Source organism: Variovorax sp. GW821-FHT09D07 (assembly GCF_059416345.1).
Map to the genome: position 1 here is coordinate 274,991 of NZ_JBWKOY010000002.1, position 24,971 is coordinate 299,961.

Annotated in this window: 29 protein-coding genes; 14 read left to right on the top strand and 15 right to left on the bottom strand. The window is 68.5% G+C overall.

The window, feature by feature from the left end; all coding sequences use genetic code 11:
- Positions 1 to 72 precede the first annotated feature (72 nt).
- Complete coding sequence (locus AC07OX_RS07585) at positions 73 to 450, top strand: tautomerase family protein (protein WP_062469294.1); 378 nt, start codon at positions 73 to 75, stop codon at positions 448 to 450.
- Between the two features lie 135 nt (positions 451 to 585).
- Here the strand turns inward: AC07OX_RS07585 and AC07OX_RS07590 are convergent, their stop codons facing one another.
- Positions 586 to 1,770, bottom strand: coding sequence for an alpha/beta fold hydrolase (locus AC07OX_RS07590; protein WP_495260751.1), 1,185 nt, complete (start codon positions 1,768 to 1,770; stop codon positions 586 to 588).
- A gap of 238 nt (positions 1,771 to 2,008) precedes the next feature.
- Between AC07OX_RS07590 and AC07OX_RS07595 the strand changes: the two genes are divergently transcribed.
- Positions 2,009 to 3,064, top strand: a complete 1,056-nt coding sequence (locus tag AC07OX_RS07595; RefSeq protein ID WP_495260750.1) for a sensor histidine kinase — start codon at positions 2,009 to 2,011, stop codon at positions 3,062 to 3,064.
- A complete protein-coding gene (locus AC07OX_RS07600; RefSeq protein ID WP_495260749.1) occupies positions 3,061 to 3,855 on the top strand; it encodes a LytR/AlgR family response regulator transcription factor in 795 nt (264 codons plus the stop codon). The genes AC07OX_RS07595 and AC07OX_RS07600 overlap by 4 nt, the downstream gene beginning before the upstream one ends.
- 33 nt (positions 3,856 to 3,888) lie before the next feature.
- Here AC07OX_RS07600 and AC07OX_RS07605 read toward each other — a convergent pair whose 3' ends face one another.
- The 14 genes from AC07OX_RS07605 to fliF all read right to left on the bottom strand — a co-directional run bounded on the left by AC07OX_RS07605 (position 3,889) and on the right by fliF (position 15,940).
- Positions 3,889 to 4,767: a hypothetical protein gene (locus AC07OX_RS07605; RefSeq protein WP_495260748.1), complete on the bottom strand. Its 879-nt coding sequence runs from the start codon at positions 4,765 to 4,767 to the stop codon at positions 3,889 to 3,891.
- A 110-nt stretch (positions 4,768 to 4,877) separates the two neighbouring features.
- The gene (gene fliR, locus AC07OX_RS07610; protein WP_495260747.1) at positions 4,878 to 5,675 is read right to left on the bottom strand and encodes a flagellar biosynthetic protein FliR; all 798 of its coding nucleotides are present in this window, start codon (positions 5,673 to 5,675) and stop codon (positions 4,878 to 4,880) included.
- Entirely contained in the window at positions 5,672 to 5,941 is a 270-nt protein-coding gene (gene fliQ, locus AC07OX_RS07615) for a flagellar biosynthesis protein FliQ (protein ID WP_062469313.1), read from the bottom strand. The genes fliR and fliQ overlap by 4 nt, the downstream gene beginning before the upstream one ends.
- Positions 5,938 to 6,696, bottom strand: a complete 759-nt coding sequence (fliP, locus tag AC07OX_RS07620) for a flagellar type III secretion system pore protein FliP (RefSeq protein WP_062469318.1) — start codon at positions 6,694 to 6,696, stop codon at positions 5,938 to 5,940. The genes fliQ and fliP overlap by 4 nt, the downstream gene beginning before the upstream one ends.
- Positions 6,693 to 7,175 (bottom strand): flagellar biosynthetic protein FliO, encoded by a 483-nt coding sequence (fliO, locus tag AC07OX_RS07625; RefSeq protein WP_495260746.1) that lies wholly within the window; start codon positions 7,173 to 7,175, stop codon positions 6,693 to 6,695. Before fliO ends, fliP begins: the two co-directional genes overlap by 4 nt.
- Complete coding sequence (gene fliN, locus AC07OX_RS07630) at positions 7,172 to 7,600, bottom strand: flagellar motor switch protein FliN (RefSeq protein WP_062469325.1); 429 nt, start codon at positions 7,598 to 7,600, stop codon at positions 7,172 to 7,174. Before fliN ends, fliO begins: the two co-directional genes overlap by 4 nt.
- A complete protein-coding gene (gene fliM, locus AC07OX_RS07635; RefSeq protein WP_062469328.1) occupies positions 7,593 to 8,594 on the bottom strand; it encodes a flagellar motor switch protein FliM in 1,002 nt (333 codons plus the stop codon). Before fliM ends, fliN begins: the two co-directional genes overlap by 8 nt.
- Positions 8,595 to 8,624: 30 nt before the next feature.
- Positions 8,625 to 9,140, bottom strand: coding sequence for a flagellar basal body-associated protein FliL (gene fliL, locus AC07OX_RS07640; RefSeq protein WP_495260745.1), 516 nt, complete (start codon positions 9,138 to 9,140; stop codon positions 8,625 to 8,627).
- A 116-nt stretch (positions 9,141 to 9,256) separates the two neighbouring features.
- Positions 9,257 to 10,579, bottom strand: coding sequence for a flagellar hook-length control protein FliK (locus AC07OX_RS07645; protein WP_495260744.1), 1,323 nt, complete (start codon positions 10,577 to 10,579; stop codon positions 9,257 to 9,259).
- Positions 10,580 to 10,607: 28 nt separating this feature from the next.
- Positions 10,608 to 11,066 (bottom strand): flagellar export protein FliJ, encoded by a 459-nt coding sequence (gene fliJ / locus AC07OX_RS07650; protein WP_495260743.1) that lies wholly within the window; start codon positions 11,064 to 11,066, stop codon positions 10,608 to 10,610.
- Entirely contained in the window at positions 11,063 to 12,490 is a 1,428-nt protein-coding gene (gene fliI, locus AC07OX_RS07655) for a flagellar protein export ATPase FliI (RefSeq protein WP_495260742.1), read from the bottom strand. Before fliI ends, fliJ begins: the two co-directional genes overlap by 4 nt.
- 4 nt (positions 12,491 to 12,494) lie before the next feature.
- Positions 12,495 to 13,259 (bottom strand): flagellar assembly protein FliH, encoded by a 765-nt coding sequence (gene fliH / locus AC07OX_RS07660; RefSeq protein ID WP_495260741.1) that lies wholly within the window; start codon positions 13,257 to 13,259, stop codon positions 12,495 to 12,497.
- Complete coding sequence (gene fliG / locus AC07OX_RS07665; RefSeq protein WP_062469343.1) at positions 13,246 to 14,247, bottom strand: flagellar motor switch protein FliG; 1,002 nt, start codon at positions 14,245 to 14,247, stop codon at positions 13,246 to 13,248. The genes fliH and fliG overlap by 14 nt, the downstream gene beginning before the upstream one ends.
- Entirely contained in the window at positions 14,240 to 15,940 is a 1,701-nt protein-coding gene (fliF, locus tag AC07OX_RS07670; protein WP_495260740.1) for a flagellar basal-body MS-ring/collar protein FliF, read from the bottom strand. The genes fliG and fliF overlap by 8 nt, the downstream gene beginning before the upstream one ends.
- Positions 15,941 to 16,220: 280 nt before the next feature.
- Here fliF and fliE point away from each other — a divergent pair, with 280 nt between their 5' ends.
- The 11 genes from fliE (at position 16,221) to motA (ending at position 24,960) form a co-directional block, all read left to right on the top strand.
- Positions 16,221 to 16,538: a flagellar hook-basal body complex protein FliE gene (gene fliE, locus AC07OX_RS07675; RefSeq protein ID WP_159274393.1), complete on the top strand. Its 318-nt coding sequence runs from the start codon at positions 16,221 to 16,223 to the stop codon at positions 16,536 to 16,538.
- Positions 16,539 to 16,705: 167 nt separating this feature from the next.
- The gene (locus AC07OX_RS07680; RefSeq protein ID WP_159274394.1) at positions 16,706 to 18,352 is read left to right on the top strand and encodes a flagellin N-terminal helical domain-containing protein; all 1,647 of its coding nucleotides are present in this window, start codon (positions 16,706 to 16,708) and stop codon (positions 18,350 to 18,352) included.
- A 163-nt stretch (positions 18,353 to 18,515) separates the two neighbouring features.
- Entirely contained in the window at positions 18,516 to 18,881 is a 366-nt protein-coding gene (locus tag AC07OX_RS07685) for a flagellar protein FlaG (RefSeq protein ID WP_095744080.1), read from the top strand.
- A 54-nt stretch (positions 18,882 to 18,935) separates the two neighbouring features.
- On the top strand, positions 18,936 to 20,384 hold the full coding sequence (gene fliD / locus AC07OX_RS07690) for a flagellar filament capping protein FliD (RefSeq protein WP_495260739.1): 1,449 nt from the start codon (positions 18,936 to 18,938) through the stop codon (positions 20,382 to 20,384).
- A 14-nt stretch (positions 20,385 to 20,398) separates the two neighbouring features.
- Entirely contained in the window at positions 20,399 to 20,818 is a 420-nt protein-coding gene (gene fliS / locus AC07OX_RS07695; RefSeq protein WP_070061560.1) for a flagellar export chaperone FliS, read from the top strand.
- Entirely contained in the window at positions 20,818 to 21,183 is a 366-nt protein-coding gene (locus tag AC07OX_RS07700; RefSeq protein ID WP_223301366.1) for a flagellar protein FliT, read from the top strand. Before fliS ends, AC07OX_RS07700 begins: the two co-directional genes overlap by 1 nt.
- Before the next feature lie 31 nt (positions 21,184 to 21,214).
- Positions 21,215 to 22,450 (top strand): flagellar hook-length control protein FliK, encoded by a 1,236-nt coding sequence (fliK, locus tag AC07OX_RS07705; RefSeq protein WP_495260893.1) that lies wholly within the window; start codon positions 21,215 to 21,217, stop codon positions 22,448 to 22,450.
- Positions 22,447 to 22,731 carry an EscU/YscU/HrcU family type III secretion system export apparatus switch protein gene (locus AC07OX_RS07710; protein ID WP_492685892.1) on the top strand — a complete coding sequence of 95 codons (285 nt, stop codon included), beginning with the start codon at positions 22,447 to 22,449 and terminating at the stop codon, positions 22,729 to 22,731. Before fliK ends, AC07OX_RS07710 begins: the two co-directional genes overlap by 4 nt.
- A gap of 350 nt (positions 22,732 to 23,081) precedes the next feature.
- The gene (flhD, locus tag AC07OX_RS07715) at positions 23,082 to 23,450 is read left to right on the top strand and encodes a flagellar transcriptional regulator FlhD (protein WP_370680118.1); all 369 of its coding nucleotides are present in this window, start codon (positions 23,082 to 23,084) and stop codon (positions 23,448 to 23,450) included.
- A complete protein-coding gene (gene flhC, locus AC07OX_RS07720) occupies positions 23,447 to 24,037 on the top strand; it encodes a flagellar transcriptional regulator FlhC (RefSeq protein WP_062469371.1) in 591 nt (196 codons plus the stop codon). The genes flhD and flhC overlap by 4 nt, the downstream gene beginning before the upstream one ends.
- 62 nt (positions 24,038 to 24,099) lie before the next feature.
- Complete coding sequence (motA, locus tag AC07OX_RS07725; protein WP_070061563.1) at positions 24,100 to 24,960, top strand: flagellar motor stator protein MotA; 861 nt, start codon at positions 24,100 to 24,102, stop codon at positions 24,958 to 24,960.
- The last annotated feature ends 11 nt before the right edge of the window (positions 24,961 to 24,971 follow it).

Consider the following 24,971-nt stretch of genomic DNA (forward strand, 5'->3'; position numbering starts at 1 on the left):
GTTATTGAGATAAGTATCAATAGCAAATCTGAATACATAACATCCGCTGTTCCACCATGACTCGGAGCAGCGATGCCCACCATTCACATCTCGATGCGCGCGGGAAAGCCAGAGGCCTACCGGCAGGCGATCTTCGACAGCCTCTATCGCGCCCTGCGCGACACGTTGAACGTGCCGCAAGACGACCAGTTCATGACGATCACCGAGCACGAGGCCGCCAACTTCCGATATGGAGGCGCCTTCGGCGTCGCGCGCAGCGACGATCTCCTTTACATCCAGATCACCGTTTTCAACACGCGCACCGCGCAGCAGAAGAAGGCACTGTTCCAGCGCATCGCGCAGCTACTGGCCGAGAGTCCGGGGATACGCCCGGAGGATGTGTTCGTGACCCTGGCCGATGCACCCAGGGAGAACTGGTCCGTCGGGCATGGGCTGGCGCAATTTGCCTGAGGAATGGCTGCTTCAGCCTCAAGAAGAAAGCCTGCATCCATCGCGCGATTCCAGAAAACTGGCGGACGGAATTTGAAAGAGGCCGGCTTCCTCTTCCCGACCGGACGCTTGCTGACAACGCCACAGACCGCGCGCCTACTTCGCCAGGAGCGACGCAATCGCCGGCCCGGCCAGGCCGATGGTGGCACCCAGTGCATCGGCGTGGCCGTTGGGACTGTTCATCTCGACATACTCTGCCGGCGTGCCTTGCGCCTTGAGGATCTCCACGGCGCGTTTGGACAGGAGCGGCGGAAAGATCTGGTCCGAGCTGATGCCCACGAACAGCGACCTGGCCTTGATGCGTTCTGGTTTGGCGCTGGGCAGCTGCAAGGCCTTCAGCGTGTACAGCCAGCTGTTGGCGTCCATGCCCTTGGCGCGCGCTTCGCCGATCTTCTCGAGGGTGGCATCGACCGCAAACTGGTTCGCGGCCGCTTCGCCGGGGTTCTTGCCCGGGTCGGCCCACTTCTGGCCGAAGGCCTTGTCGGCCCAGGCGAAGCTGAGCGCGTCGAGCGTGACCAGCCGCATGGCCTGCGTCATGCCTGCCAGCGGCTCGGCCTTGCCGTGGTAGTCGCCGTGGGCCCAGTTCGGGTCCAGCCGCACGGCCGCGCCCCACGAGCTCATCTTGGCGATGGCGTAGGCCGGGCTGTCGACGCCAGGTCCCACGATGGACACCAGGCGTTGCACGCGCTCCGGGTAGGCCGAGGCCCATTCCACCGACATCCAGGCGCCGGCCGACGCGCCGGCCACGGCGTAGAGGGTTCGAATGCCCAACGCATCGAGCAGGGCCTTCTGCACTTCCACCGTGTCCCGCGCAGCCAGCACCGGGAAGCGCGGACCATACGGTTTGCCGGTGGCGGCGTCGATGCTGGCCGGGCCGGTGCTGATGACGGTGGCCGATGCGCGATTGGGGTTGGACAACGCGTCGGTCGCGATGACGAAGAACCGATCGGTGTCGATCGGAAGGCCGGCGCCGATGATCGTGTCCCAGTAACCCGGCGCGGCGTCGCTCGCCGCATACCGGCCGGCGGCGTGCGAGGTGCCGGTGATGAAGTGATTGATGAGGATCACGTTGTCTCGCGCCGCATTCAGACGGCCATAGGTTTCATAGCCGATGCGCACGCCCTTGATGACCTGGCCGTTCACGGTCGTGTAGGTGGGCAGGTTGAACACCTGCTTTTCCACGATGCCGTCGAAGGCCTGTGCGTGCGTCGTGACGAGGGCGGCACAGACGGCGGCCGCGGCGCAAAGCAGCGCGTTCGAAAGAGAAGAAGATCGTTGCATGGGGACTCCCGGGTGGTGAGGTCCGCACTGTCGGCGGCCGCAGCCAGGCGCGCATCCGGTTTGGCGCCCAAACGTCCAACCGAGGGTGCCAACGGTCGTGAGACGGTATCGAGCGGTCGCCGTTCGGTCCCCTCAAACGACGGCTCGAGGACAAACTCGCCCCCACGGCCCCCCGATCGGTGGCGGCATGGCGTGCCAACCTCTACAGTGACGCGATGCATGCAGCCGACGGCCATCCGTGATCCGCGTTGATTCACCCATTCCCGCCCGCTGGCTGGGCGCAGCGCGGCTGACGGCCAGTTCGTTCCTGCTGTGCGCGATCGCGGCCGGGCTGCTCTTCTGGGCCGCTCCTGCACTCGAAACGCCGGCGCGTCTGTTCGTCTTCGTCGAATGTGTCGGCATGGTGTTCATCGCGTGCGTCGCGGTGCTGGGCCGCTTTGGACGACTGCGGCGAATGCAGGCGCTGCCCCGTTGGCTCCTGACCGGCGCGATCGCCATCCCGACGGGGTACTTCGGGGGGCACCTGGTCGCGCTCCTGATATTGGGCGAACCGGTCGGCCGCGTCGTGGGTCATGACAGCGACTACATGGTGGCGTTCGCCTTCGGCCTGGTGCTGGCCATGTTCGTCCTCTACGTCGCTGCGACGCGCGACCAGCTTGCCAAGGAGGCGGTCGCCCGATCCGACGCCCAGCGCCTGGCCACCGAATCGGAACTGCGGCTGCTGCGCGCGCAACTCGAGCCCCACATGCTGTTCAACACGCTGGCGACTCTGCGCTCGCTCGTCGACGAGGACCCCCGACAGGCCGAGCGCATGATCGACCAGCTGATCGTCTACCTGCGCAGCACGCATGCAGCGTCACGCGACGAGGTGACGACGCTGCAGTCGGAGTTCGCCCAGCTGAGGGCGTACCTCGACATCATGTCCTTGCGCATGGGGCCCAGGCTGGCCTACCGGCTCGACTTGCCCGCCGAGCTGGAGCGGATCGCCATCCCGCCGATGCTGTTGCAGCCGCTGGTCGAGAACGCCATCAGGCACGGCCTGGAGCCGAAGTTGGGCGCAGGTGGCGTCGAAGTGCTGGCACGTTCGATCGAGGGCGGCATCGAGGTCGCTGTGGACGATTCCGGTCTGGGCTTGTCGCCGCACCTGCCCGCTTCGGGGGGCGACGAGGTCTGCGGGGCCGGACTGAAAAATGTGCGTGATCGCCTCCAGACCCGCTATGGCTTGCGTGCGTCCCTGTCTCTGCAAGCGCGATCGCCGTGCGGCGTTCGCGCGGTCGTGAGGATTCCATCGTGAGCGCGTGGCGCGGCGTGATTGCCGAAGATGAACCGGTGCTGTCGCGAACACTGCAGCGCTTGTTGCACGAAGCCTGGCCCGAGCTGGAGATCGTGGGCGTTGCCGACGATGGCCTGAAGGCGATCGAGCTGGCACAGACCCTGGCGCCCGATGTGATGTTCCTGGACATCAAGATGCCGGGAAAGACAGGCCTGGAAGTCGCCGAGGCCGTCGCTGACGAGTGGCCCGACGACCAGGCCGAACCGCTCTTCGTGTTCATCACCGCGTACGACAATTTCGCGATCTCGGCGTTCGAGCATGCGGCGATGGACTACATGCTCAAGCCGGCGACGCTCGAACGCCTGCAGGTCTGCGTACAACGCCTGAAGCACAGGTTGCACGAACGCGCCCGGACACCGGCGGCCGGTGGCATGGCGGCCCTGATGGAGCGCGTGCAGTCGATCACCGATCCGGCGGATGCGCCCGAAAAGATCAAAGTCATCCGCGCCGGCGTCGGCAACACCGTGCGGATGATTCCGGTCTCGGAGGTGATCTGCCTGGAAGCCGCCGAGAAGTACGTCAATGTCGTCACGGCCCAGGGCGAGGCGCTGGTGCGCATGAGCCTGCGCGATCTGGTGTCGCGCATCGACGCCGCCGACTTCACGCAGGTGCATCGCGGCGTGCTCGTCAACACCCACTGCGTCGTGAGCGCCACCCGCGACGAGAACGGGCGCTACAGCCTGTCGGTGCGGGGCCTGGCGCGATCGCTCAAGGTCAGCCGGGCGTTCGGGCACCTGTTTCGCGCGATGTAGCGGGAGCAGGCTTGTTGATGGCCAGGGCCGGGGTCATCGCCTCGGGGCGCGCAGCCTCGCAATGCCGAAGCCCAATGCCACGGCGACGCACAAGAATGCCAGCACGGCCAGCCAGGTGGATTGGGTGAAGTAATAGGCGCCCAAGGCCGCACCCGCCGCCACGAAGGCGCCCAGCCATTCCAGGGCGGGGTCGATCCAGCTCTTGGCAGCGTGCGCCTTGGGTTCCGCGAACGCGCGATCGTGTTCGTCGATCTGCTGTGGGGTCGGCGGTCTGCGGGCCTTCCGTTGTCGCGGGTCGGGGAAGTGTTCTCGCAACGCCGGTGTGGGCCAGGCGCCATCGCTGGATGACGCGAGGCCGCTCAATGTCCAGACCGGGTCCGCGTCGTGCCTCGCAAGATCCGACATCAGGCTTTCGAGCGCCTTGCCGTCGTGGAGACCGTCGATGTCCCCAAGATCGGCGCGCAGCCATGGCTCGGCGTCGGCCGCATCTGGCAAGCCAGAGGTGCGCAGCAGGAGGTAGTCCCCGAAGTGCTGCGCAATCAGTGCTTCAAAGGACGCGTAGATCGGGCGGTAGCGCTCTCCGATGGCGCCGAGGATCGCTTCACGCCGTGTCGCCAGCCGCGCAACCGCTGCGGCCTTGTCAATGACGAGGTAGGGGTAGGTCGCGTCGGCGCCGAAATCTTCCAGGCATTCCTCGCGGTCGACGGCCGAGGCTTCGTCGTCGATGTCGTATTCGTCGATGAAGCGCGCGTACCGGATGTCGCTGCTGCTGAAGAGTGCCCGCCAGAACAGAGGGAAGAACGCGTTGGCCTCCAGCTCGGCGCCGTCGCCGAAGAAGCTGCGCCATTCGTTGCGGCTGCCTTCCGGCATCCGGGGCAGGGAGGAGCTGGACAGATAAATGGGGTGTGACATGCGCGACCTTCCGTGTTGGGGCCGGAATCATCTTAGTGGGAGCGGCGCGCCATCCCGTGACCCTGCTGCCCTTCAAACCAGCGGACTGGCCGCAAGCACAGGTCCAGCCCTCAAGGCCGCAACCCCTGCGTGAACCGCAGCATGTTCGAGAGCGACTCCGCAAACCGCGGCTCCAGGAACGCCGCCAGGTGCGGCATCAGCAGCTGCAGCATCACCAGCCCCGCCAGCAGCGTGAGCGGAAAGCCCACCGCGAAGATGCTGAACTGCGGCGAGGCGCGGTTCAGGATGCCCATGGCGAGGTTGAGCGTGAGCAGCGCGGTGATCAGCGGCAGCGCCAGCAGCAGGCCGCTCGCGAAGATGTCGCCGCCCGCGAGCACCAGGAACATCCAGCCGCCGGCCGCCAGCGGCGCGTTGGCGATGGGCAGCGTGTGAAAGCTCGCGGCCAGCGCCTCCAGCATCAGCAGGTGGCCGTCCAGCGCCATGAAGATCAGCATCGCCAGCATGTTCAGCAACCGCGACACCACCATCGTGCTGCCGTGGCTCATGGGGTCGAAGAAGGACGCGAACGACAAACCCATCTGCAGGCCGATGTACTCGCCCGCGGCCAGCACGGCCGTGAAGATGAGGCGCATCGAGAAGCCCATGGCGGCGCCGATCAGCACCTGCTGCACGATGATCCACAGGCCGCCCGCCGACACCACGGGCACCGCCGGCAGCGGCCCGAGCGTGGGCGAGATCACCAACGTGAGCACGGCGGCGATGCCCACCTTCACCTGGCGCGTCGCCCAGGGCTCGCCGAACACCGGCGCCGTGGAGACCATGGCCAGCATGCGCACGAAGGGCCAGAGAAAGGCCACCAGCCAGGCCTCGAGCTGGCCCGAGGTGACGGAAAAAACCGAGGGCGTCACGCCAGCATCTGCGGGATGCTGGCGAACAGGGCGCGCATGTAGTCGAGCATGCGGTCAAGCATCCACGGCCCGGCGATGACCAGCGTCGCGAACACCGCGAGCAGCTTGGGAATGAAGGACAGCGTGGCCTCGTTGATCTGCGTGGCCGCCTGGAAGATGCTGACCACCAGGCCGATCACCAGCGCCACCAGCAGCAGCGGTGCGCCCAGCAGCAACGAGATTTCCATGGCCCGGTGGCCCATGGTCATGACGGATTCGGGCGTCATAAGTAGAAGCTCTGCGAGAGCGCGCCGATCAGCAGCTGCCAGCCGTCGGCCAGCACGAACAGCATGAGCTTGAAGGGCAGCGCGATGGACGCGGGCGGCACCATCATCATGCCCATCGACATCAGCACGCTCGCCACCACGAGGTCGATGATGAGAAAGGGAATGAAGATGGTGAAGCCGATCTGGAACGCCGTCTTCAGCTCGCTGATCACGAAGGCCGGCAGCAGGATGCGCAGCGGCACGTCTTCGGGCCCCTGCATCTCGGGCGCCTTGGCGAGCCGTGCGAACAGCGCCAGGTCGGTCTCGCGCGTCTGCTTGAGCATGAAGGTCTTGAAGGGCGCGATGCCGCGCTCCAAGGCCTTCTCGGCGCTGAGCTTGCTTTCGGAGAAGGGCACGTAGGCCTCGGTGTAGGCCTTGTCGAACACCGGCGACATCACGAAGAAGGTGAGGAACAGCGACAACCCCACCAGGATCTGGTTGGGCGGCGAGGTCTGCGTGCCGATGGCGGTGCGCAGCAGGCCCAGCACGATGAGGATGCGCGTGAAGCTGGTCATCGACAGCAGCAGCGCGGGCAGGAAGGTGAGCGAGGTCAGCAGCACCAGCGTCTGCACGCTCAGCGACCAGGTCTGGCTGCCGCCGGGGCCCGGCGTGCTCGTGAGGCCGGGCAGCCCCTGGGTCCACGCGGCGGCGGGCAGCGTGGCGGCGAGCAGCAGCAGGGCGGTGCGCAGGCCGCGGTGCAGGGCGGGGCGCGTCATGGCGCGGTGCGCGCCTTGCCCGCGAGGGAATCGCGCAGCTTCTGGGCGAACAGGCCCACCGGGTTCTGTACAGGCACGGGCGTTGCAACGGAAGGCGTTGCCTGTGCCGGCAGCGTGTGCAGCGTGCGGACCTGGTTGCTGGTCACGCCCAGCACCAGCCACTGGCCGGCCACCTCCACCACGACCACGCGCTCGCGCGGGCCGACCATGGCGGTGGACACCACCTTCACGACCTGGCCGCCGCCCAGCCGCTGCAGGCCGAAGCGCCGCGCCAGCCACGCGCACAGGAAGATCAGGCCGACGACCGCCGCCATGCCGAAGCCCGCCTGCAGCAGGCCTGCGCCGCCGACCGCAGAAGGCGGCGCGGCTTCGCGCACCGGCGTGGGCACGGTGGGCAAGGCCGCATGCGCCGCATGAAAGCCCAGTGCCAGCAGCGCGGCGCCCCGCGCAAGCAGCGAAGACACCCGCGCCAGGTTCATGCGCGCGCGAGCTTCTGCATGCGCTCGGAGGGCGTGACGATGTCGGTCAGGCGGATGCCGTACTTCTCGTTCACCACCACGACCTCGCCCTGCGCAATGAGGTAGCCGTTGATCAGCACGTCCAGCGGTTGTCCGGCCAGGCCGTCGAGCTCGACCACCGAGCCCTGCGACAGCTGCAGCAGGTTCTTGATGGTGATGCGCGTGCGGCCGATCTCGGCGGTGAGCTGCACCGGCACGTCGAGCACGCGCGCGATGTCCACGGGCGTGGCGGACGATGCAGCCGGCGCATCCTGGATCTGCTGGAAGACCTGCGCGGTGGCCGGCGCCACGGCCGGGTCGGGCGCGGGCGCGCTGGCCGCGGTCTGCTCGGCCAGTGCGCTGGCCCAGTCGTCCGCGTCGCTGGCGGCAGAGGTGTTGTCAGTCATGGTCGTTCTTCGAATCGCTGTCTTGGTGGGAGATCATGTGTTGCACGCGCAGGGCGTAGCGCTCGTTGGAGGTGCCGTAGCCGCAGGCCATCACGGGCACGCCGCCGACCTTGGCGACCACCGTCGCCGGCAGCTCGATGGGAATCACGTCGCCCACGCGCAGCTTCATCACCTCGCCCAGCGTCGAGGGCATGGTCACGAAGTCGGCGGTGAGCTCGACGTCGGCGGCCTGCATCTGGCGCGACATCTGCGTGACCCAGCGCTTGTCGACCTCGACCTCGTCCTGGATCGGGTTGGACAGCAGGTCGCGGATCGGCTCGATCATCGAATAGGGCAGGCACACATGCAAAAAGCCGCCGATGGGGCCGAACTCGATCTGCAGCGTGGTGTTGATCACCACCTCGTTGGGCGCCACGATGTTGGCGAGCTTGCCGTGCATCTCGGCGCGCACGTAGTCGAAGGCCAGCGGAAACACCGGCTGCCAGGCGTCGCCGTAGCACTGCAGCGACAGGTCGAGCAGGCGCTTGATGATGCGCTGCTCGGTGCGCGTGAAGTCGCGCCCTTCCACGCGCACGTGGTAGCGGCCGTCGCTGCCGAACAGGTTGTCCACCACGAGGAACACCAGCTTCGGGTCGAACACGAAGAGGGCGGTGCCGCGCAGCGGCTTCATGTGGACCATGTTGATGTTCGCGGGCACCGGCAGGTGCCGCACGAACTCGCCGAACTGCTGGATCTGCACCGGCCCCACCGAGATGTCGGGGCTGCGGCGCATGAAGTTCAGCAGCGCGCTGCGCAGGCCGCGTGCAAAGCGGTCGTTGATGACCTCCAGCGTGTGCATGCGGTTGCGCACCACGCGGTCGGGCGCACCGAGGTCGTAGGCCGGCAGGCCGTCGGGCGGCGGCGCGGGCGCGGCGGCCTGGTCGAGGTCGCCGCCGGTGACGCCCTGCAGCAGCGCATCGACCTCGTCCTGGGAGAGCACCTGTTCATACGCCATGGATCGCGGGTCCGCAAACGGGCATCGTCGTCACTGCACGACGAAGGAGTTGAAGGACACGCTCGCGATGCCCAGCTCGGGCAGGCCCTCGGCCAGCGGTGCGTTCAGCACGCCGTGGATCTCCGTGGCCAGCCGGGCCTTGTCTTCCGAGGTGACCAGCGATTCGGGCGGGCGGTTCGACAGCAGCACCAGCAGGCGGCTGCGCAGCTCGGGCATGAACTCCACGATCTGCGCCTTGGCCTGCTCGTCGCGCACCTTCAGCGCCATGCCGATCTGCAGGAAGCGCGAGCGGCCTTCGGACTGCAGGTTGACGGTCAGCGGCTCCAGCAGCAGGAAGATGGGTTTCTCGGGCACCGGCGCCTTGGCCGTTTCGGCGGCGGCGTGCTCGGTGAAGCGGGGCAGCACGAAGACGTACGCCGCCGCGCCGGCCACGGCCAGGCCGAGGACGGCCACGAGCCCGATCAGCAGTTTCGAGTTGCGGCGCGAGGCCGGCGGGTCGGTCGCGACCGACGCAGCCGCGGTGGCGGCAGGAGAAGAGGTAGCCATGGTGAAACGGTGGACGGGTCCGATCTATTCTTTGCGAAGTCGCCCGCCGGCGAACGGCCGAACAAGCGCACAAAGGCGCTTCACATCCGTTCATTGGGGCGGCGGGCGGGACGGTTTCAGGCGAAGGTGTCGACGCCCGGGCCCGTGCGTGGGGTGGCAAGGGGGCGGGGTGCTGCCGTTGCCGTGCGGGCGATGTCGGTGGCAGCGGAAGTGCCCTGCGGTCGCCATGCGCCCTGTCGCTGGTGTTGTTGCTGCTGTTGCTGCGCGAACGCGGCGTCCTGCCCGAACGGCGCGCGCGTGTCCGCGCCGACCGAGGTCTGGCCCAGCGTGATGCCCTGCTCCGACAGGCTGGTGCGCAGCTGCGGCAGCGCAGCCTCGACGGCCTTGCGCACGCTCTCGTGCGCCGACACGAACGCGGCCTGCGCCTGGTGCTCGCCGACCGACAGCGTGACCTTCAGCGGGCCGAGGCCGGCGGGGTTGAGGTTCAGCTCGGCCGTGTGCGTGCCGCCGAGGCTCATGCGCGCGAGCTGCTGGCCGAGTGCGGGTGCCCATTTCTCGCTGCCGACTTCGGGCGCGAGCGTGTGCATGGCGGGGCGTGCGGCGGGGCTTTCGGTCGTGCGCTCGGAGGAGACGGTCGCGGGCTGTTGAAGCGCGAACGGGGTGGTGGACGGAGTCGTCGTGTCGTCGCCCGAGGTGCTGGCCGACACTGCGGCGACGGGGGCGGCGTCCACTGTCGCGGGCTTCGCGTCGCCGGCAGGCTGGGCTTGCGCGGCGGCTGCGAGTTGTTCGGTGGTGGTGGCGCTCACGGTGCGCGGTGCGCCCGCGCGGCCCGGTGCGGCGGTGCCGACGGGCGGGCCTGCGGGTGCGGCCGCCGGCTTCTTGCCATCGACAGCCATCGGCTGAGCAGCGACGGCGGCGCGCACGATCTCGTACAGCGAAGGCGGTGCTGCGCTGTCGGCTTCGGGCGTCGCGCTTTGTGCGGCGGCGGTAGCGGTGGGGGCGGAAGCGTCTTCGGTGGCGATAGCGGGCGCGGGCGTGGCGGCGGCGTCGCTGCTCAAACGCACCGTGCTTGCGGGCAGGCCGGCTTGGGCGTCGGGCGTGACCGGCGCCAGTGAAGCTTCTGGCGCACCGCTGCCCTGCGTGGCCGCACCTCCCGCAAGCACCAATGCCTGTTGCGGCGTGACGGCGGCTGCGAGAAAGGCGAGGTCGGGCTCCGTAGGCTGCGCATCCCGCATCTCTTCAGCAAGCTCCGTCTTGCGCAGCGGCTTGGCATCCGCCACCACGGTGTCGGCATCCGACGCCTTCTCGGCCCGGCTTGTGCGCGACCGTTCAAGCGCGGCACCGAACGCGCGGCCCTGCGCTTCGTCGGCACTGCGGCCACGTGCGCCGCCCTGCGCGACCGGCGAGGTGGCGGCAGGCGTGACAGTCGGCGGGATCATGGGAGGCATGTCGGTTCCTGGAGGAGATTCAGTGGGTGGGGTGCGAGGCGCGGTCGAAGAACTGGCGGGCGGCGCGTTCGTCGCTGTCGCGCTGTTCGCGCTTGGCCTGCGCCATCAGCTCCTGCGTGCGCACGCGATCGGCCAGCGTGTCGAAGGAGCTGAGGCGGCGCTTCTCGCGCTGCCAGTCGGTGCGGCCCCGGTCGAGCTGGTGCCCGGCCCGCTCGGCGATGGCGCGCTGCTGCGCGATCGCGTGGTCGAGCGTGCCGAGGAAGTTGCGGTAGTTGCGCCACTGCGACGACGGCAGGCCGCCGCGCATCAACGTGTCCAGCTGCGCGTGGTAGTCCTGGCGGTACTGCAGCAGCAGCTCGAGCTTCTGCTGCGCGCTCAGGTGCGCGCTTTGCAGTGCGCCCAGGCGGCGCGCGGCGTCGTCGGTCTGGCTCTGCGCCAGGTCGATGAGCATGCCGAGGGGGAGTTTGCTGCTGCTCATGGGCGTCCTGGGGAAGGTGTGTTCGTGAACAGGCTGTCCATGTGGGCGATGGCCTCCTCGTAGCCGGTGCGTTCGTGCATCGACTGCTGCAGGAAGGCCTCGATGCGCGGGTACATCGCGATCGCCTGGTCCAGCTGCAGGTCGTGCCCCGGCGCGTAGGCGCCGACGCTGATCAGGTCGCGGTTGCGCTGGTAGCGCGACAGCATCTGCTTGAAGCGGCGCACGGTGTCGAACTGCGCGGGCGCAATCAGCGACGTCATCGCGCGGCTGATCGAGGCCTCGATGTCGATGGCCGGGTAGTGCCCGGCCTCGGCCAGCGTGCGCGAGAGCACGACGTGGCCGTCCAGGATCGCGCGCGCCGAATCGGCGATCGGGTCCTGCTGGTCGTCGCCTTCCGAGAGCACGGTGTAGAAGGCGGTGATCGAGCCGCCGCGCCCCTGCGCGTCGCGCGCGCCGTTGCCGGCCCGTTCGACCAATGCCGGCAGCCGCGCGAAAACCGAGGGCGGGTAGCCCTTGGTGGCGGGCGGCTCGCCCACGGCCAGCGCAATCTCGCGCTGCGCCATTGCATAGCGCGTGAGCGAATCCATGATGAGCAGCACGTCCTTGCCCTGGTCGCGAAAGTACTCGGCCAGGCAGGTGGCGTAGGCCGCACCCTGCAGGCGCAGCAGCGGCGAGTTGTCGGCCGGCGCGGCCACCACCACGGCGCGGGCCAGGCCTTCCTCGCCCAGCGTGTTCTCGATGAAGTCCTTCACCTCGCGACCGCGTTCGCCGATGAGGCCGACCACGATCACCTCGGCGCTGGTGTAGCGCGCCATCATGCCAAGCAGCACGCTCTTGCCCACGCCCGAGCCGGCAAACAGGCCCATGCGCTGGCCGCGGCCGACGGTGAGCATCGCGTTGATGGCGCGCACGCCCACGTCGAGCACCGAGTCGATGGCCGCGCGCGACAGCGGGTTGATCGGCGGCGCCGCCAGCGGCACCTGGCGCGCCACGTCGAGCGGGCCCAACCCGTCGAGCGGGCGGCCCGCCGCATCGACCACACGGCCGAGCATGCCTTCGCCCACGGGCAGGCGCTTGGTGTGGGCATCGCCGGTCGCACCGGGCTCGCGCAGGCCGGGCCGCGCGAACACGCGCGCGCCGGGCAGCAGGCCCGCCACCTCGGTCTGCGACATGAGGAAGAGACGGTCACCGGCGAAGCCGACGACCTCGGCCTCGGCATGGCGCTGCGGATGGCCGGGCGGCAGTTCGATCAGGCAGTCGCTGCCCACAGGCAGTTGCAGGCCCACGGCCTCGAGCACGAGGCCGACGGCGCGCGTGAGGCGGCCCGAGGCGGTGGTGGTCGTGCAACGGGCGACGTCGGCGCGCGCCTGTTCCAGCACGGCGCGCACGCTGTTCAGATGAGGGTTGGTGGGCGCGGTCTGCATCGGCTCAGGAAGCGTCGCCACGCAGCGCCGCACCCACACGCTCCCAGCGCGTGGCCAGGCTGGCGTCCAGCTCGCCGGTGGCCGACTGCACGCGGCAGCCGCCGCGCGCCAGGCTGTCGTCGGCGCGCAGCTGCCAGCCGGCCGCCTCGATCTCGTTGCCCAGGCTGTTCTTCACCAGTGCCAGGTCGTCGGGGTGCAGCAGCAGGCGCGGTTCGCCGCGCAGCGCGGGTTCGGCATGCAGCAGGTCGCGCACCAGCGGCAGCACCCATTCGGGCTCGGCCTGGTAGCTGCGGTGCACCACCTGGCGCGCCACGTCGAGTGCGAGCGCGAGCACGGCTTCGGCCAGTTCGGCCTCGGCGCCGCGCAAGGCTTCGGGCAGCGAGCGGGCGAGCGCGCGCAGGCGTTCGGCGTGCACGCTGGCGGCGGCGAGGCCGGTGGCCAGGCCTTCGGTGTGGCCGACCTGGCGGCCTTCGGCCAGCCCGGCGGCGCGGCCCTCGGCTTCGCCCGCGGCGCGCGCTTCCTTGCGGATGCGGGCCAGCTCGGCGAGGTCGACCTTGGGTGCGGGAGGCGCAGGCGGTGGAGAAGGGCGCTGCGCCGTGTGACGCGAAAGCGCCGTGCCCGACGGCGCCTTGCCATCGAGCGTGCCCATCTCCCAGCGCTCCCACGCCGACAGCGCGGGCGTGCCGGCGCCGGCCTGGCGCGCGGCCGCGTGGATGGCGGCGAGGCGCTCGCGCGATCCTCCGAAGGCGCCGGGGTCAGACGAAGTCATCGGTGCCAGGCGCTGCGATCACGATCTCGCCGGCGTCCGCCAGACGGCGGGCGACCTGCAGGATGGCCTTCTGTTCGGTCTCGACCTGCGACACGCGCACGGGACCGCGCAGCTCCATGTCCTCGCGCAGCGTTTCTGCGGCGCGCTGCGACATGTTGCTGAGGAACTTGTCGCGCAGTTCCAGCGGCGCGCCCTTGAGCGCGATGATGAGCGAGTCGCTCTCGATGTCCTTGAGCAGGCGCTGGATGCTGCGGTCTTCCAGGCCCAGCAGGTTCTCGAACACGAACATCTCGTCGACGATGCGCTGGGCCAGCGCCTCGTCCTGTTCGCGCACATGGGCAATGGCTTCTTCTTCCACCGTGGTGCTCATCAGGTTGACGATCTCGGCCGCGGTGCGCACGCCGCCCAGGCGGCTGCGGCGCAGGCCCTGGCCCGCGAGCATCTCGGTCAGCACCTCGGTGAGCTCGTTCAGCGCCGAAGGCTGCACGCCGCCGAAGGTGGCCACGCGCATGATCACGTCGTGGCGCAGGCGCGCGGGCAGCTTCTCGAGCACTTCCGACGCCTTCATGCGGTCCAGGTGCACCAAGAGCGTCGCAAGGATCTGCGGGTGCTCGTCGCGGATGAGCTCGGCCACCTCGCCGGCCTCGAGTTCGTTCAGGCGCTCGATGCCGCCGTGCGGCTCGTCGGGCTGCAGGATGTCTTCCAGCAGGTTGCTCGCGCGGTCGTCGCCCAGCGCCTTCTTGAGCACGGCGCGGATGTAGCTGGTGGAGCCCAGGTGCAGGGCCGACAGCTGCTCGGTCTCCTGGCGGAACTCGGCCAGCACCGAGGCCAGCTCGTCGCGCGAGACCGCGCTCAGCTTGGACATGGCCAGGCCCAGCGCCTGCACCTCGGAGGTGGGCAGCAGGTGCAGCGCGGCGGCGGCGCGGTCTTCGCCCAGCGCCATGAGCAGGATGGCGCTCTTGCGGGTGCCTGCTTCGCTGCTAGTCATCGGTGTGCATCCAGTGCTGGATCAGGGCGGCCACGAGCTTGGGGTCCTTGTCGGCGGTCTGCTGGGCGTAGTCCATGTCGGCCTTCTGGCGTGCGGACTCGCGCTGCTGCAGGGTTTCTTCGGGCTCGGCCGGGGCCGTACCGGTGGGGGCCACGGCGCTTGCATCGGTCACGGGCGGCGCGGGCGGCGGCGCGGCCAGGTGCCGGCGCATCAGCGGGCGCCCCACGGCGAACCAGGCGAACAGCGCGAGCAGGCCGATGAGCAGGTAGGGGACCAGCGTCTTGCCGAACGCGAGGTTGTCGCGGTCGCGCCAGAACGGCACGTCGGCCGCGGGGCCGGCGTCGCTGTCGCCATCGCGGGCGAAGGCGCTGTTGACCACGTTGAGCGAGTCGCCGCGTTCCTGGCTGAAGCCCATCGCTTCCTTGGCGAGGTTGCGGATCTGCTCCAGCTCGGCGGGCGCGAGCGCGCGGGCGCTGGCCTTGCCCGCGGCATCGACCGTGTCGCGGTGGTTCACCACCACGGCGACCGACAGGCGCTTCACGCCGCCGGCGGCCTGCTGCACGTGGCGGATGGTGCGGTCGAGCTCGTAGTTGGTCGTGACGTCCTTGCGCGTGTTGCTCGGGCCGGCCGGTGCGGCGGCGGGAGATGCATTCGGCGTGTTCGGTGCGCCCGGTGCATTCGGCGGTTTGGGCGCGGTGATCGGCGCCGTCGGGTTCACCGGCGGCTGGTTCGACAGCGCCCCCGGCACGCCGCCCGGCGGCGCACCGTTGTGCTGTGCCGATTCGCTCGACTGCTGGCTGCGGATCGCGGCCTGCGCCGGGTCCTGGTTGGGCCGGTACTTCTCGTCGGTGTGTTCCACCACCGAGAAGTCGATCTCGGCCGCGACCTGCGCGCGCACGTTGCTCGCGCCGACCAGCGGCTGAAGAATGGCTTCGATGCGGCGCACGTAGCCCTGCTCGATCTCCTGTGCGTACTTGAGCTGGCTCACGTCCAGCCCCTGGCTGGTGCCGCGCGCCGACGACAGCAGGTTGCCGCGCTGGTCAACCACCGTGACGCTCTTGGCGTCCAGGTCGGGCACGCTGCTGGACACCATGTGCACGATGGCGCTCACCTGGCCTTCGTCGATGCTGCGCCCGCGCATCAGCGTGAGCACCACCGAGGCCGAGGGCTTCTTCTGGTCGCGCACGAACAGCGACGGCTTGGGCAGCGCCAGGTGCACGCGCGCGGCCTCGATGCTGCCGATCGATTCGATGGAGCGCGCCAGCTCGCCTTCGAGCCCGCGCTGGTAGTTGACCTGCTCGGCGAACTGGCTGGTGCCGAACTTCTGGTTGTCCATCAGTTCGAAGCCCACGCCGCCGGCCTTGGGCAGGCCCTGGGCCGCGAGCTTCAGGCGCGTCTCGGCGACCTTGTCGCCCGCGATGAGGATCGCGCCGCCGCCCTCGGCGAACTTGTAGGGCACGTTCATCTGCTGCAGCGACGCGATGATCGCGCCGCCGTCGCGGTCCGACACGTTGGTGTAGAGCACCTTGTAGTCAGGGCCGCGGCTCCACAGGAAGAAAGCGGCCGCCACCGTCACCAGCGCCGCGGCGCCGAGGATCAGCGGCAGCCGGGGCTGCGCGCGCATGCGCTCCAGCATCGGGGGCAGGCCGTTGGCGCCCGCCGTCAGGCCGCCCGTGGGCGCGGCCGTGCTCATCGGCGCGCCTTCGCCGGGGCCGTTGCGCCGCGCAGGGCCGGCGCCGGAGTGAGAGAGGGAATTCGGTGTTGGGATGTCATGCCGGTGGCCGGCGACGTCGTGCGCGGCCTGTGGTTTCGCGAACGATTGTCAGCAGGCGATGTGGAATTCGATCGGTCGAACAGCCGGGGGTTTTGCCCTCAGTTGCGCGTTTGAATGGGGGTCTTCCCTTGATACGCTGCCTGCCGGTTGGAGCGCTCGCGCGCTCCGTGTCAAGTCAGCTGGAAGTGAACTTTTCCCCATGTCCATCAATGCCATCGAATCCGTCCTGCAGCAGATGCGCGCCACCGCGCTCGCCAGCGGCATGGGGCCCGCGACGACTGCGCCGGCTGGCGCGGGCGGCTTCGCGGCCGAGCTGCAGCGCTCGCTCGCCAACATCAGCGGCGCGCAGCAGCAGGCCTATGCGCAGGCCGAATCCTTCGAGCTGGGCAAGCCCGGCGTGGCGCTCAACGACGTGATGGTCGACCTGCAGAAGGCCAACGTGGCGTTCCAGACCGGGCTGCAGGTGCGCAACCGGCTGGTGACGGCCTACCAGGAAATCATGAGCATGCAGGCATGACGAGGCAAGGGGGCGGCAACGTAGAACTTTTTTCGTTGCGGCCCTAAAGGTTTGCGGACACCCGCCGATATCCCCTTCAACGATGGCTTGAGTCTCACCGTGGAAGCGGGTCCAGCGTTACGGCCGATGGCCGGAGTCCACAACCTTTTGTCAATCAGGAGTCGAACATGGCGCAAGTCATCAATACGAACAGCCTTTCTCTTCTCACGCAGAACAACCTCAACAAGTCGCAATCGGCCCTGAACACGGCCATCGAGCGCCTGTCTTCCGGCATGCGCATCAACAGCGCCAAGGACGACGCCGCCGGCCAGGCCATCGCCAACCGCTTCACCGCCAACATCAAGGGCCTGACACAAGCCGCGCGTAACGCCAACGACGGCATCTCGATCGCGCAGACCACCGAAGGCGCGCTGACCGAAGTCAACAACAACCTGCAGCGCATCCGCGACCTGTCGGTGCAAGCCGCCACCGGCACCAACTCGGCCACCGACCTGGACTCGATCCAGTCGGAAATCGGCCAGCGCCTGGACGAAATCAACCGCGTGTCGGAGCAGACCCAGTTCAACGGCGTGAAGGTCCTGTCGGCCAACGCCGGCAAGCTGACGGTGCAAGTGGGCGCGAACGACGGCGAAACCATCGACATCGACCTGCAGGAAATCAGCGCCAAGACCCTGGGTCTGGAAAGCTTCAACGTGAACGGCACGGGCACGCTGAACAAGGCCGCCACCAAGGACGACCTGACGCTGGCTGGCGCTGTCGCCAACGGCGCGCCGGTCAACGGCACGCAGAAGTACGACGTCACGGCCACCAACACGTTGGCCACGCGCTCGCAGCTGCTGGCGGGCGCCAAGGCGGGCGACTCGGTCGTCACCGCAGGTTCCACCTACACCTACAACGCTGCGAAGTCCGCCTTCACCTTCGGTGAAACGGGCCGCACGAACGCTGCCACGATCGCTTCGCTCCAGCCCGCAGCGGGCTCGAGCAAGACCGCCACGGTCACGATCGGCGGCACCTCGCTGGACGTCAAGATCGACAGCGCCGGCACGATCACGGCGACCGACGGCTCTGCATTGTTTGTCGACAACGTGGGCAACCTGACGCAGAACAGCGCTGGCGCCGGCGTTCAGGCAGCCACGCTGACGAGCCTGACGACCAGCATGGCGTCGGCTACCGGCACGGGCGGCACCATCAAGGTCGGCGGCACCACCTACACGGCCACCGCCGGTGCAGCCAACTTCGACGTGACCGGCGACGAAATCTCGGCCGCCGCGCTGAACGACAAGCTGGCCGCAGGTGCTGGCACCGCCGTGGCGGCATCGACCATCGGCGGCGTGGCAGGTGTCACGATCACTGCTGGCGGCACGGTTGCTGGCGCCTACGTGGGCGCAGACGGCTCGCTCGGCAACTCGCTCACCACCGTGTCGACCTACAGCGTGCACAGCAACGGCGCAGTGACCGACGGCGCTGGCAATGCGGTCTACGCCGATTCGGCCAAGGCTGGCGCCTTCACGCTGAACGCCCGCAGCGGCAAGACCTCGACGGTCGACCCGCTCAAGGCCCTGGACGCCGCCCTGTCGAAGGTCGACAAGCTGCGCTCCTCGCTGGGTGCGGTGCAGAACCGTTTCGACTCGGTGATCGCCAACCTCGGCACCACCATCACCAACCTGTCGTCGTCGCGTTCGCGCATCGAAGACTCGGACTACGCCGTGGAAGTGTCGAACATGACGCGCGCGCAGATCCTGCAGCAGGCCGGTACCTCGGTGCTGGCGCAGGCGAACCAGACCACGCAAGGCGTGCTGTCGCTGCTGCGTTGATTCGCTAAGACCACCGGGCGCCCCTCACAAGGGTGGCGCCCGGTGCCTTGCTTTTTTGCTCGCAGGCCTTCGGGGCGACCCGAAGCCGCCTGCGTTGTCCTGTGCGGCCACGTTCGTGGCGAGGCCGCACAGGACAACGAACTCCAGAAGAAGAACGCAGACCATGTCCCAGCCCGTACCCGCCGCCTCCGCCGTGGAAAGCCCCTGGCTGCAGCAACTGCTCGCCGGCCGCACCGGCGGCGCCGCTGCGGCCGCCGCCGAGGCCGCCGCACTGCGCAAGGCCGAGGCCGAGGTCGAGGAGGCGACACCGGTGCAGATCGAGATGGCGGTGAAGTCCGTCAACGCCTCGCTGGAAAGCCGCTCGATCAGCCTGCAGTTCGAGGTCGACCGCGACACCGACAAGCTCATCGTCAAGGTGGTCGACCGCAGCAACGGCGAAGTCATTCGCCAGATTCCGACCGAAGAGGTCGTTCGCATCGCCAAGGTCATGGACCGGCAGGCCGGGCTTCTGGTGAGCCAGCAAGCCTGATCACGACCCGCTCCAGACCTCTTCATTTCATTCGCATTTCAGGACACCCCCGACATGGCATCGATCAGCAGCATCGGCGTTGGCGCCAACCTTGACCTGGGCGCATTGCTCACCCAGCTGCAGACCGCGGAGAACCAGCCGCTGGTGGCCCTGAAGGCCAAGCAGACCAGTTACAACAGCAAGCTCTCGGCCTACGGCACGCTGCAAAGCGCGCTCACCGGCATCCAGGCGGCTGCCAAGAAGCTGGGCGACCCGGCGCTGTTCCAGGCCATCACCGGCACGCCGAGCGTGAGCGGCATCATGGCGGCGAGCGGCACCGACCCGCGCTCGGTCGGCACCTATGCCATCGACATCTCGCAGCTCGCGCAGGCGCAGTCGGTCATCGCGAAGGGCCAGGCCAGCACCACCACCGCGATCGGCAGCGGCAAGATCACCATCGACTTCGGCAAGGTCTCCGGCGGCACGCTGGACCCGGTGACCGGCCAGTACACCGGCGCCACCTTCGACAAGGATGCGACGCGCACGGCCAAGCCGATCACCATCGATGCGACCAACAACACGCTGGGCGGCATCCGCGATGCGATCAACGCGGCCAATGCGGGCGTGTCGGCCACCATCGTGAACGACGGCAGCGGCACGCCCAACCGGCTGGTGCTCACTTCCACGCAGACCGGCGAGGCCTCGGCCATGCGCATCTCGGTGGACGGCGACGCCGCGCTGCAGAACCTGCTGGGCAACGACCCCGCCGGCACGCAGAACCTGAAGCAGACCGCCGCGGCGCAGAACGCCAAGCTCACCGTCAACAACATCGCCGTCACCAGCACGAGCAACTCGGTGACCGACGCCATCCAGGGCACCACGCTCACGCTGGTGCAGACCGGCAAGCTCAGCCTGGTGATGAAGGCCAACACGACGTCGGTGAAGACGGCCATCACCGATTTCGTGAAGGCCTACAACGCGCTGCAGAGCACCGCGAAGTCGCTCACGGCCTTCGACACCGACGCCAAGGCCGCCGCGCCGCTGGTGGGCGACTCGACCTTGCGCAACCTGCAGACGCGCATCCGCCAGGCGCTGGTTGCACCGCAGGTGGGCGGCCCCAACGACCTGAAGGTGCTCACGTCCATCGGCATCTCGTTCCAGAAGGACGGCACGCTGGCGATCGACAACGACAAGCTCGACAAGGCCATCGACACCAACCTGGAGGGCGTCGCGAAGCTGTTCTCCAGCGGCACCGGAAGCACTGCCGGCTACGGCAAGCAGCTGACGGCGCTGGTCGACGACCTCACCGGCACCAAGGGCGCGCTCAAGGTCGCCACCGACGGCGTGACGAGCTCGCTCAAGCAGCTCGACACCCAGTACACCGCGATGAAGGAGCGTGCCGACGCGACGGTGGAGCGCTATCGCAAGCAGTTCGTGCAGCTGGACGTGGCGATGAACAAGATGAACGGCACGCTGAAATACCTCGCGCAGCAGTTCGACGCGATGAACGCCAACAAGGGCTGAGGACAGGAAGCGACATGTACAGCTCTCACCACTCCCGCACCGGTGCCGGCGTCTACGCGCGCGTCGGCGTGGAGACGCGCGCCATGAGCGCGTCGCCGCTGCAACTGATCCACATGCTGTTCGACGGCGCGAAGACCGCCATCGGCGCGGCGCGCCTGCACATGACGGCCGGCGACATCGGCGCCAAGGGGCAGGCGATTTCGAAGGCCATCAACATCGTCGACAACGGCCTGAAGGCCAGCCTCGATGCCGAGGCGGCCGGCGAGGCCGGCGGCGACATCGTCGGCAACCTCTCGTCGCTGTACGACTACGTGGTGCAACGCCTGCTGCTGGCCAACCTGCGCAACGACGTGCAGGCGCTGGACGAGGCCGACCGCCTGCTCGACCACCTGGCGTCCGCCTGGCGCGAGATCGACGACAGGCCTTCCAACTGATGATGCAGAGCGTGACCTGGGGGCAGGAACAGATGGCCGTGCGCAGCGAGATCGTCCATTGCTACGAGCAGCTGGCTGCGTGCATCTCGACGATGCTGGCGCTGGCCCGTGCCAAGGAATGGGGGCAACTGCCCGAGCTGGAGGCCCGGTGCTCGGCGTCGGTCGAGCGCCTGAAGGCGATCCAGCCGCTGGCGTCGCTGGAGCCCGCGCAGCGCGACCTGGTGCTGCGCCTGCTCGAACGCATCTGCACCGAGCAGGCCGAGCTGTCGGGGCTCATCAAGCCGCAACTCGACGACCTGATCCGCCGCATGGATTCGCTCAACCACCAGAAGAACCTGGGCAAGGCCTACGGCCTCGCGCACTGACGCGAGCCGACAGGACGACACCACCGTGGCCATGCTGGGACTCACCGGACTGATCGATGCACTGAGGGCCGCGCGCCTGACGCCGCCGCTCGACCTGCTCGGCCTGCGGCCGGAGACCACGGTGGGCGCGCCCGGTGCGGCGGTGGCCGTGCCGAAGACGGCGAACGACGTGCGCTTGCCGTCGCGCGCGGCGCTGGACCGGCTGGTGCCCTCGGGCGCGTCCGGTGGCGAGGTGGCTGCGCCGCCCGCCGGCGGTGCACCGCCTTCGATCGACACCCGCCTGTCGCTGGCCGCGCGCGTGATCGGCGCGGTGCTGGCCGACCTGCAGGCCGCGCCGGGGCCGGTGCGGGGCGAGGCGCCGTTGCTGCTGCCCGTCGCGCGCCAGGGCACGAACACCGCGGCACTCGCGGGCACGCTGGCGCAGACGGTGGCGGACAGCGGGCTCTTCTACGAATCGCACCTGGCCGAGTTCGCGGCCGGCACGCGCACGCTCGCGCAGATGGCGCGGGAGCCGCAGGCGCGCTGGGCGAGTCCGGTGATGGCGGCGATGACGACGACAACGGCGGCAGCAGGGCAGGGCGTGGTGGCTGCGGCGACGGTGCTGGCTGCGGTCGATGTCGCGACGCCGCCCGCGCGGAATGCGCAGGCGCAGGCGCAGGCCCCGCAGGTCGACGCGCCGGAAGCCGACATCGCACAAGCTGCGCGTGGCGCTGCGCGCAGCGAGACCGCCGCCGCGCCCGCACCGGATGCGGCGCGCGTGCAGGCGGCCTACGGCCTCTCCGATCCCGCGCCGGAAATGCCTGCGCCCCGCATCGCAGAGCACGCACGCGCTGCGGCCGACGTCGCCAGCACGCCCACCCCGCGCAGCGCCGAAGTGATCCATCCGCAAGCGGTCACCGTCGTGCACCAGCAGCTCGATCTGCTGGCCAGCGCCGCCTTCCGCTGGAGCGGCCACGCCTGGCCCGAGGTGCCGATGGCGTGGACCATCGAGGAAGACCCCGCCAGCTCCAACGCACGCGAAGGCGAACCCGCCGAGGAAGAAGCCGCGCGCCGCTGGTCGACCACCGTGTCGCTCGTGCTGCCGCGCCTGGGCGAAGTCGACCTGCGCCTGAGCCTCAGCGGCCCGACCGTGCAGGCGCAGCTGCAGGCGCGCGAGCACGCCACCGTGGCCCGCCTGCGCGGCGACGCCGGCCGGCTCGCGCAACGCTTCGAGGCCGTCGGGCTTCAACTGCAGCAGTTGCAGGTCATGGAGAAGGCGACGGCATGACCGACGAGCTTCGCAATCGCCACAGCGCCGTCGTGCTCTCGCACGCGGACACGCGCAAGGCCCCCGTCGTCGTCGCCAAGGGCTATGGCGTGGTGGCCGAATCGATCCTGCGCGAGGCGCGCGCGCACGGGCTGTATGTGCATGCGTCGGCCGACCTCGTGAAGCTGCTGATGCAGATTGACCTCGACCGCCAGATCCCGCCGCAGCTGTACCAGGCGGTCGCGGAAGTGATGGCCTGGATCCACCGGCTGGAAGGCGGCGCCGAGGCTGCGGCGCCTTGATCGGCGGTTGTTCTATGGAAAGTCATTGACCTATTGAAAGACAATGAATAAAGCCGCCGATTAACGCTCGTCGGTGTTCGATAGTCTTTATAAATTCAATTGGCGAGGGGATTGCCAATTGCCGGAATACGCACGCCCGTAACAATTGCTTGCGCTCCGTGACCGCGCGCCGGTGCCAGGACTGAAACCGCTTCCCCAGAGGGAGGCCTGAAGCCTTCTGTCGGAAACCGCGTCGAAACCCTTTTACTTTTTGGTCTACTTTGTCTTCGAAGTGTAAATAAGTGTGTATATAATGTATACATGTTGGATGGACGTGCGGAGTCGACATGGAATCGGAAATGGAAGTAGACGTGGAAAATTGCAATGTCAACGCAGGCGGCGTGATTTCGAAGGAAATCGGCGAGATCAATCTGGCCTACATGCTGCTCGCGCAGAAGCTCGTGAAGCGGGACCGGGCGGAAGCCATGTTCCGCCTCGGCGTGGGGCGCGAACTGGCCGATCTGCTCATGAACATGTCGCTCAGCCAGATCGTGAAGCTGGCCGCGTCCAACTTCCTGCTGTGCAGCTTCCGCCTGGACGACCGGCCCATGTTCGCGGTGGTCGGCGAGGGCAAGGAGCCCGCGCTGCAGCAGGCCCACATGTCGATCCTGATGAGCGCGCGCCAGGCGCAGGCCCAAGCCCAGCCGCAGATGCGCAAAGCAGGTTCGGCCAGCGCATGACTGCCAAGAGCATCCTGGGCGAGGTCCGGCAGGTGCAGCTCGCGGTCGAGCTCATCGGCCTGGGTGCGCGCCTGCAGTTCCTGGAGGCCGTGGTCGCGCTCAGCCGCGAGCGCCTGATCCGCCTGTACAAGGAACTCAAGGGCGTCTCGCCGCCCAAGGGCCTGCTGCCGTTCTCCACCGACTGGTACATGACCTGGCTGGCCAACATCCACTCGTCGATGTTCTACAACATCTACCGCTTCATGCGCGACGAGGCCGGCGAGGGCGAGCTGCCCGCGCTCATCAAGGCCTACCGCCTGTACACCGAGCAGGTCGAGTCGCAGGGCAGCGAGGTCGTGCTCGACTTCACGCGCGCCGAGACCATGGTGCGTTTCTTCGACAGCGACATGCTGCAGCTGAGCCCGTGCAGCCGCTGCGGCGGCCACTTCGTGGCGCATGCCCACGACCACAAGCACGGCTATGTGTGCGTGCTGTGCCGCCCGCCTTCGCGCGCGGGCAAGGCGCGCAAGCCCAAGCTCGAACCGGTGCGCCGCGGCGGCCTCATTGCCGGCGGCCCGGTGCTCGACATCGGCGGCGCCGTCTCGTGAAAGTGCCCCGGCGCCCGGCGCGGGTTTTTTGTTTTGGACGCCTCAGGGCATAGGGGAAGCGCGTGCTGGTTCTGGTGGGATATCTGGTGGTGATCGGCGCCGTCTTCGGCGGCTACGGCCTCATGGGCGGGCATTTCGGCGTGCTGTTCCAGCCCGTGGAGCTGCTCATGATCGGCGGCTCCGCGCTCGGCGCGTTCATCGCGGGCAACAACGGCAAGACCATCAAGGCGACCATCCGGGAGCTGCCGCTCCTGCTGCGTTCCTCGAAGCACAACCGCCAGCTCTACATGGACCTGCTGGCGCTGCTGTACGAGCTGCTCGCCAAGGCCCGCAAGGAGGGCATGATGAAGCTCGAGTCCGACGTGGAAGCGCCGGAGCAAAGCGAGATCTTCGGCCGCTACCCGACCATCCTGGCGCACGAGGGCATCACCGTGTTCCTGTGCGACTACCTGCGCCTGGTCATCAGCGGCAACACCGACGCCCACGAGATCGAGGCCCTCATGGACCACGAGATCGACACCATCCGCCATGAGGCCGCCGTGCCCGGGCACAGCCTCTCGCGCGTGGGCGACGCGCTGCCCGCGCTGGGCATCGTCGCGGCCGTGATGGGCGTGGTGCATGCGCTGGGTTCGGCCCACCTGCCGCCGTCGGAGATGGGCGCGCTCATCGCGCACGCCATGGTCGGCACCTTCCTGGGCGTGCTGCTGGCCTACGGCTTCGTGTCGCCGCTGGCCTCGCTGATCGAGCAGAAGGTCGAAGAGGGCATGAAGATCTACCAGTGCGCCAAGGTCACGCTGCTGGCCAGCCTGAACGGCTACGCGCCGCAGCTGGCCGTGGAGTTCGGCCGCAAGGTGCTGTTCTCGACCGAGCGCCCCTCGTTCACCGAGCTGGACGACCACGTGCGCGAAGTCAAGGCACGCTGATTCCCCGACGG

What these genes read in the sequence shown, in the direction of transcription:
- AC07OX_RS07585 (WP_062469294.1), top strand. Translation starts at nt 73, where the DNA reads ATGCCCACCATTCACATCTCGATGCGCGCGGGAAAGCCAGAGGCCTAC.
- AC07OX_RS07590 (WP_495260751.1), bottom strand. Translation starts at nt 1,770, where the DNA reads ATGCAACGATCTTCTTCTCTTTCGAACGCGCTGCTTTGCGCCGCGGCC.
- AC07OX_RS07605 (WP_495260748.1), bottom strand. Translation starts at nt 4,767, where the DNA reads ATGTCACACCCCATTTATCTGTCCAGCTCCTCCCTGCCCCGGATGCCG.
- fliQ (WP_062469313.1), bottom strand. Translation starts at nt 5,941, where the DNA reads ATGACGCCCGAATCCGTCATGACCATGGGCCACCGGGCCATGGAAATC.
- fliP (WP_062469318.1), bottom strand. Translation starts at nt 6,696, where the DNA reads ATGACGCGCCCCGCCCTGCACCGCGGCCTGCGCACCGCCCTGCTGCTG.
- fliO (WP_495260746.1), bottom strand. Translation starts at nt 7,175, where the DNA reads ATGAACCTGGCGCGGGTGTCTTCGCTGCTTGCGCGGGGCGCCGCGCTG.
- fliN (WP_062469325.1), bottom strand. Translation starts at nt 7,600, where the DNA reads ATGACTGACAACACCTCTGCCGCCAGCGACGCGGACGACTGGGCCAGC.
- fliM (WP_062469328.1), bottom strand. Translation starts at nt 8,594, where the DNA reads ATGGCGTATGAACAGGTGCTCTCCCAGGACGAGGTCGATGCGCTGCTG.
- fliL (WP_495260745.1), bottom strand. Translation starts at nt 9,140, where the DNA reads ATGGCTACCTCTTCTCCTGCCGCCACCGCGGCTGCGTCGGTCGCGACC.
- AC07OX_RS07645 (WP_495260744.1), bottom strand. Translation starts at nt 10,579, where the DNA reads ATGATCCCGCCGACTGTCACGCCTGCCGCCACCTCGCCGGTCGCGCAG.
- fliJ (WP_495260743.1), bottom strand. Translation starts at nt 11,066, where the DNA reads ATGAGCAGCAGCAAACTCCCCCTCGGCATGCTCATCGACCTGGCGCAG.
- fliI (WP_495260742.1), bottom strand. Translation starts at nt 12,490, where the DNA reads ATGCAGACCGCGCCCACCAACCCTCATCTGAACAGCGTGCGCGCCGTG.
- fliH (WP_495260741.1), bottom strand. Translation starts at nt 13,259, where the DNA reads ATGACTTCGTCTGACCCCGGCGCCTTCGGAGGATCGCGCGAGCGCCTC.
- fliG (WP_062469343.1), bottom strand. Translation starts at nt 14,247, where the DNA reads ATGACTAGCAGCGAAGCAGGCACCCGCAAGAGCGCCATCCTGCTCATG.
- fliF (WP_495260740.1), bottom strand. Translation starts at nt 15,940, where the DNA reads ATGAGCACGGCCGCGCCCACGGGCGGCCTGACGGCGGGCGCCAACGGC.
- fliE (WP_159274393.1), top strand. Translation starts at nt 16,221, where the DNA reads ATGTCCATCAATGCCATCGAATCCGTCCTGCAGCAGATGCGCGCCACC.
- AC07OX_RS07680 (WP_159274394.1), top strand. Translation starts at nt 16,706, where the DNA reads ATGGCGCAAGTCATCAATACGAACAGCCTTTCTCTTCTCACGCAGAAC.
- AC07OX_RS07685 (WP_095744080.1), top strand. Translation starts at nt 18,516, where the DNA reads ATGTCCCAGCCCGTACCCGCCGCCTCCGCCGTGGAAAGCCCCTGGCTG.
- fliD (WP_495260739.1), top strand. Translation starts at nt 18,936, where the DNA reads ATGGCATCGATCAGCAGCATCGGCGTTGGCGCCAACCTTGACCTGGGC.
- fliS (WP_070061560.1), top strand. Translation starts at nt 20,399, where the DNA reads ATGTACAGCTCTCACCACTCCCGCACCGGTGCCGGCGTCTACGCGCGC.
- AC07OX_RS07700 (WP_223301366.1), top strand. Translation starts at nt 20,818, where the DNA reads ATGATGCAGAGCGTGACCTGGGGGCAGGAACAGATGGCCGTGCGCAGC.
- fliK (WP_495260893.1), top strand. Translation starts at nt 21,215, where the DNA reads ATGCTGGGACTCACCGGACTGATCGATGCACTGAGGGCCGCGCGCCTG.
- AC07OX_RS07710 (WP_492685892.1), top strand. Translation starts at nt 22,447, where the DNA reads ATGACCGACGAGCTTCGCAATCGCCACAGCGCCGTCGTGCTCTCGCAC.
- flhC (WP_062469371.1), top strand. Translation starts at nt 23,447, where the DNA reads ATGACTGCCAAGAGCATCCTGGGCGAGGTCCGGCAGGTGCAGCTCGCG.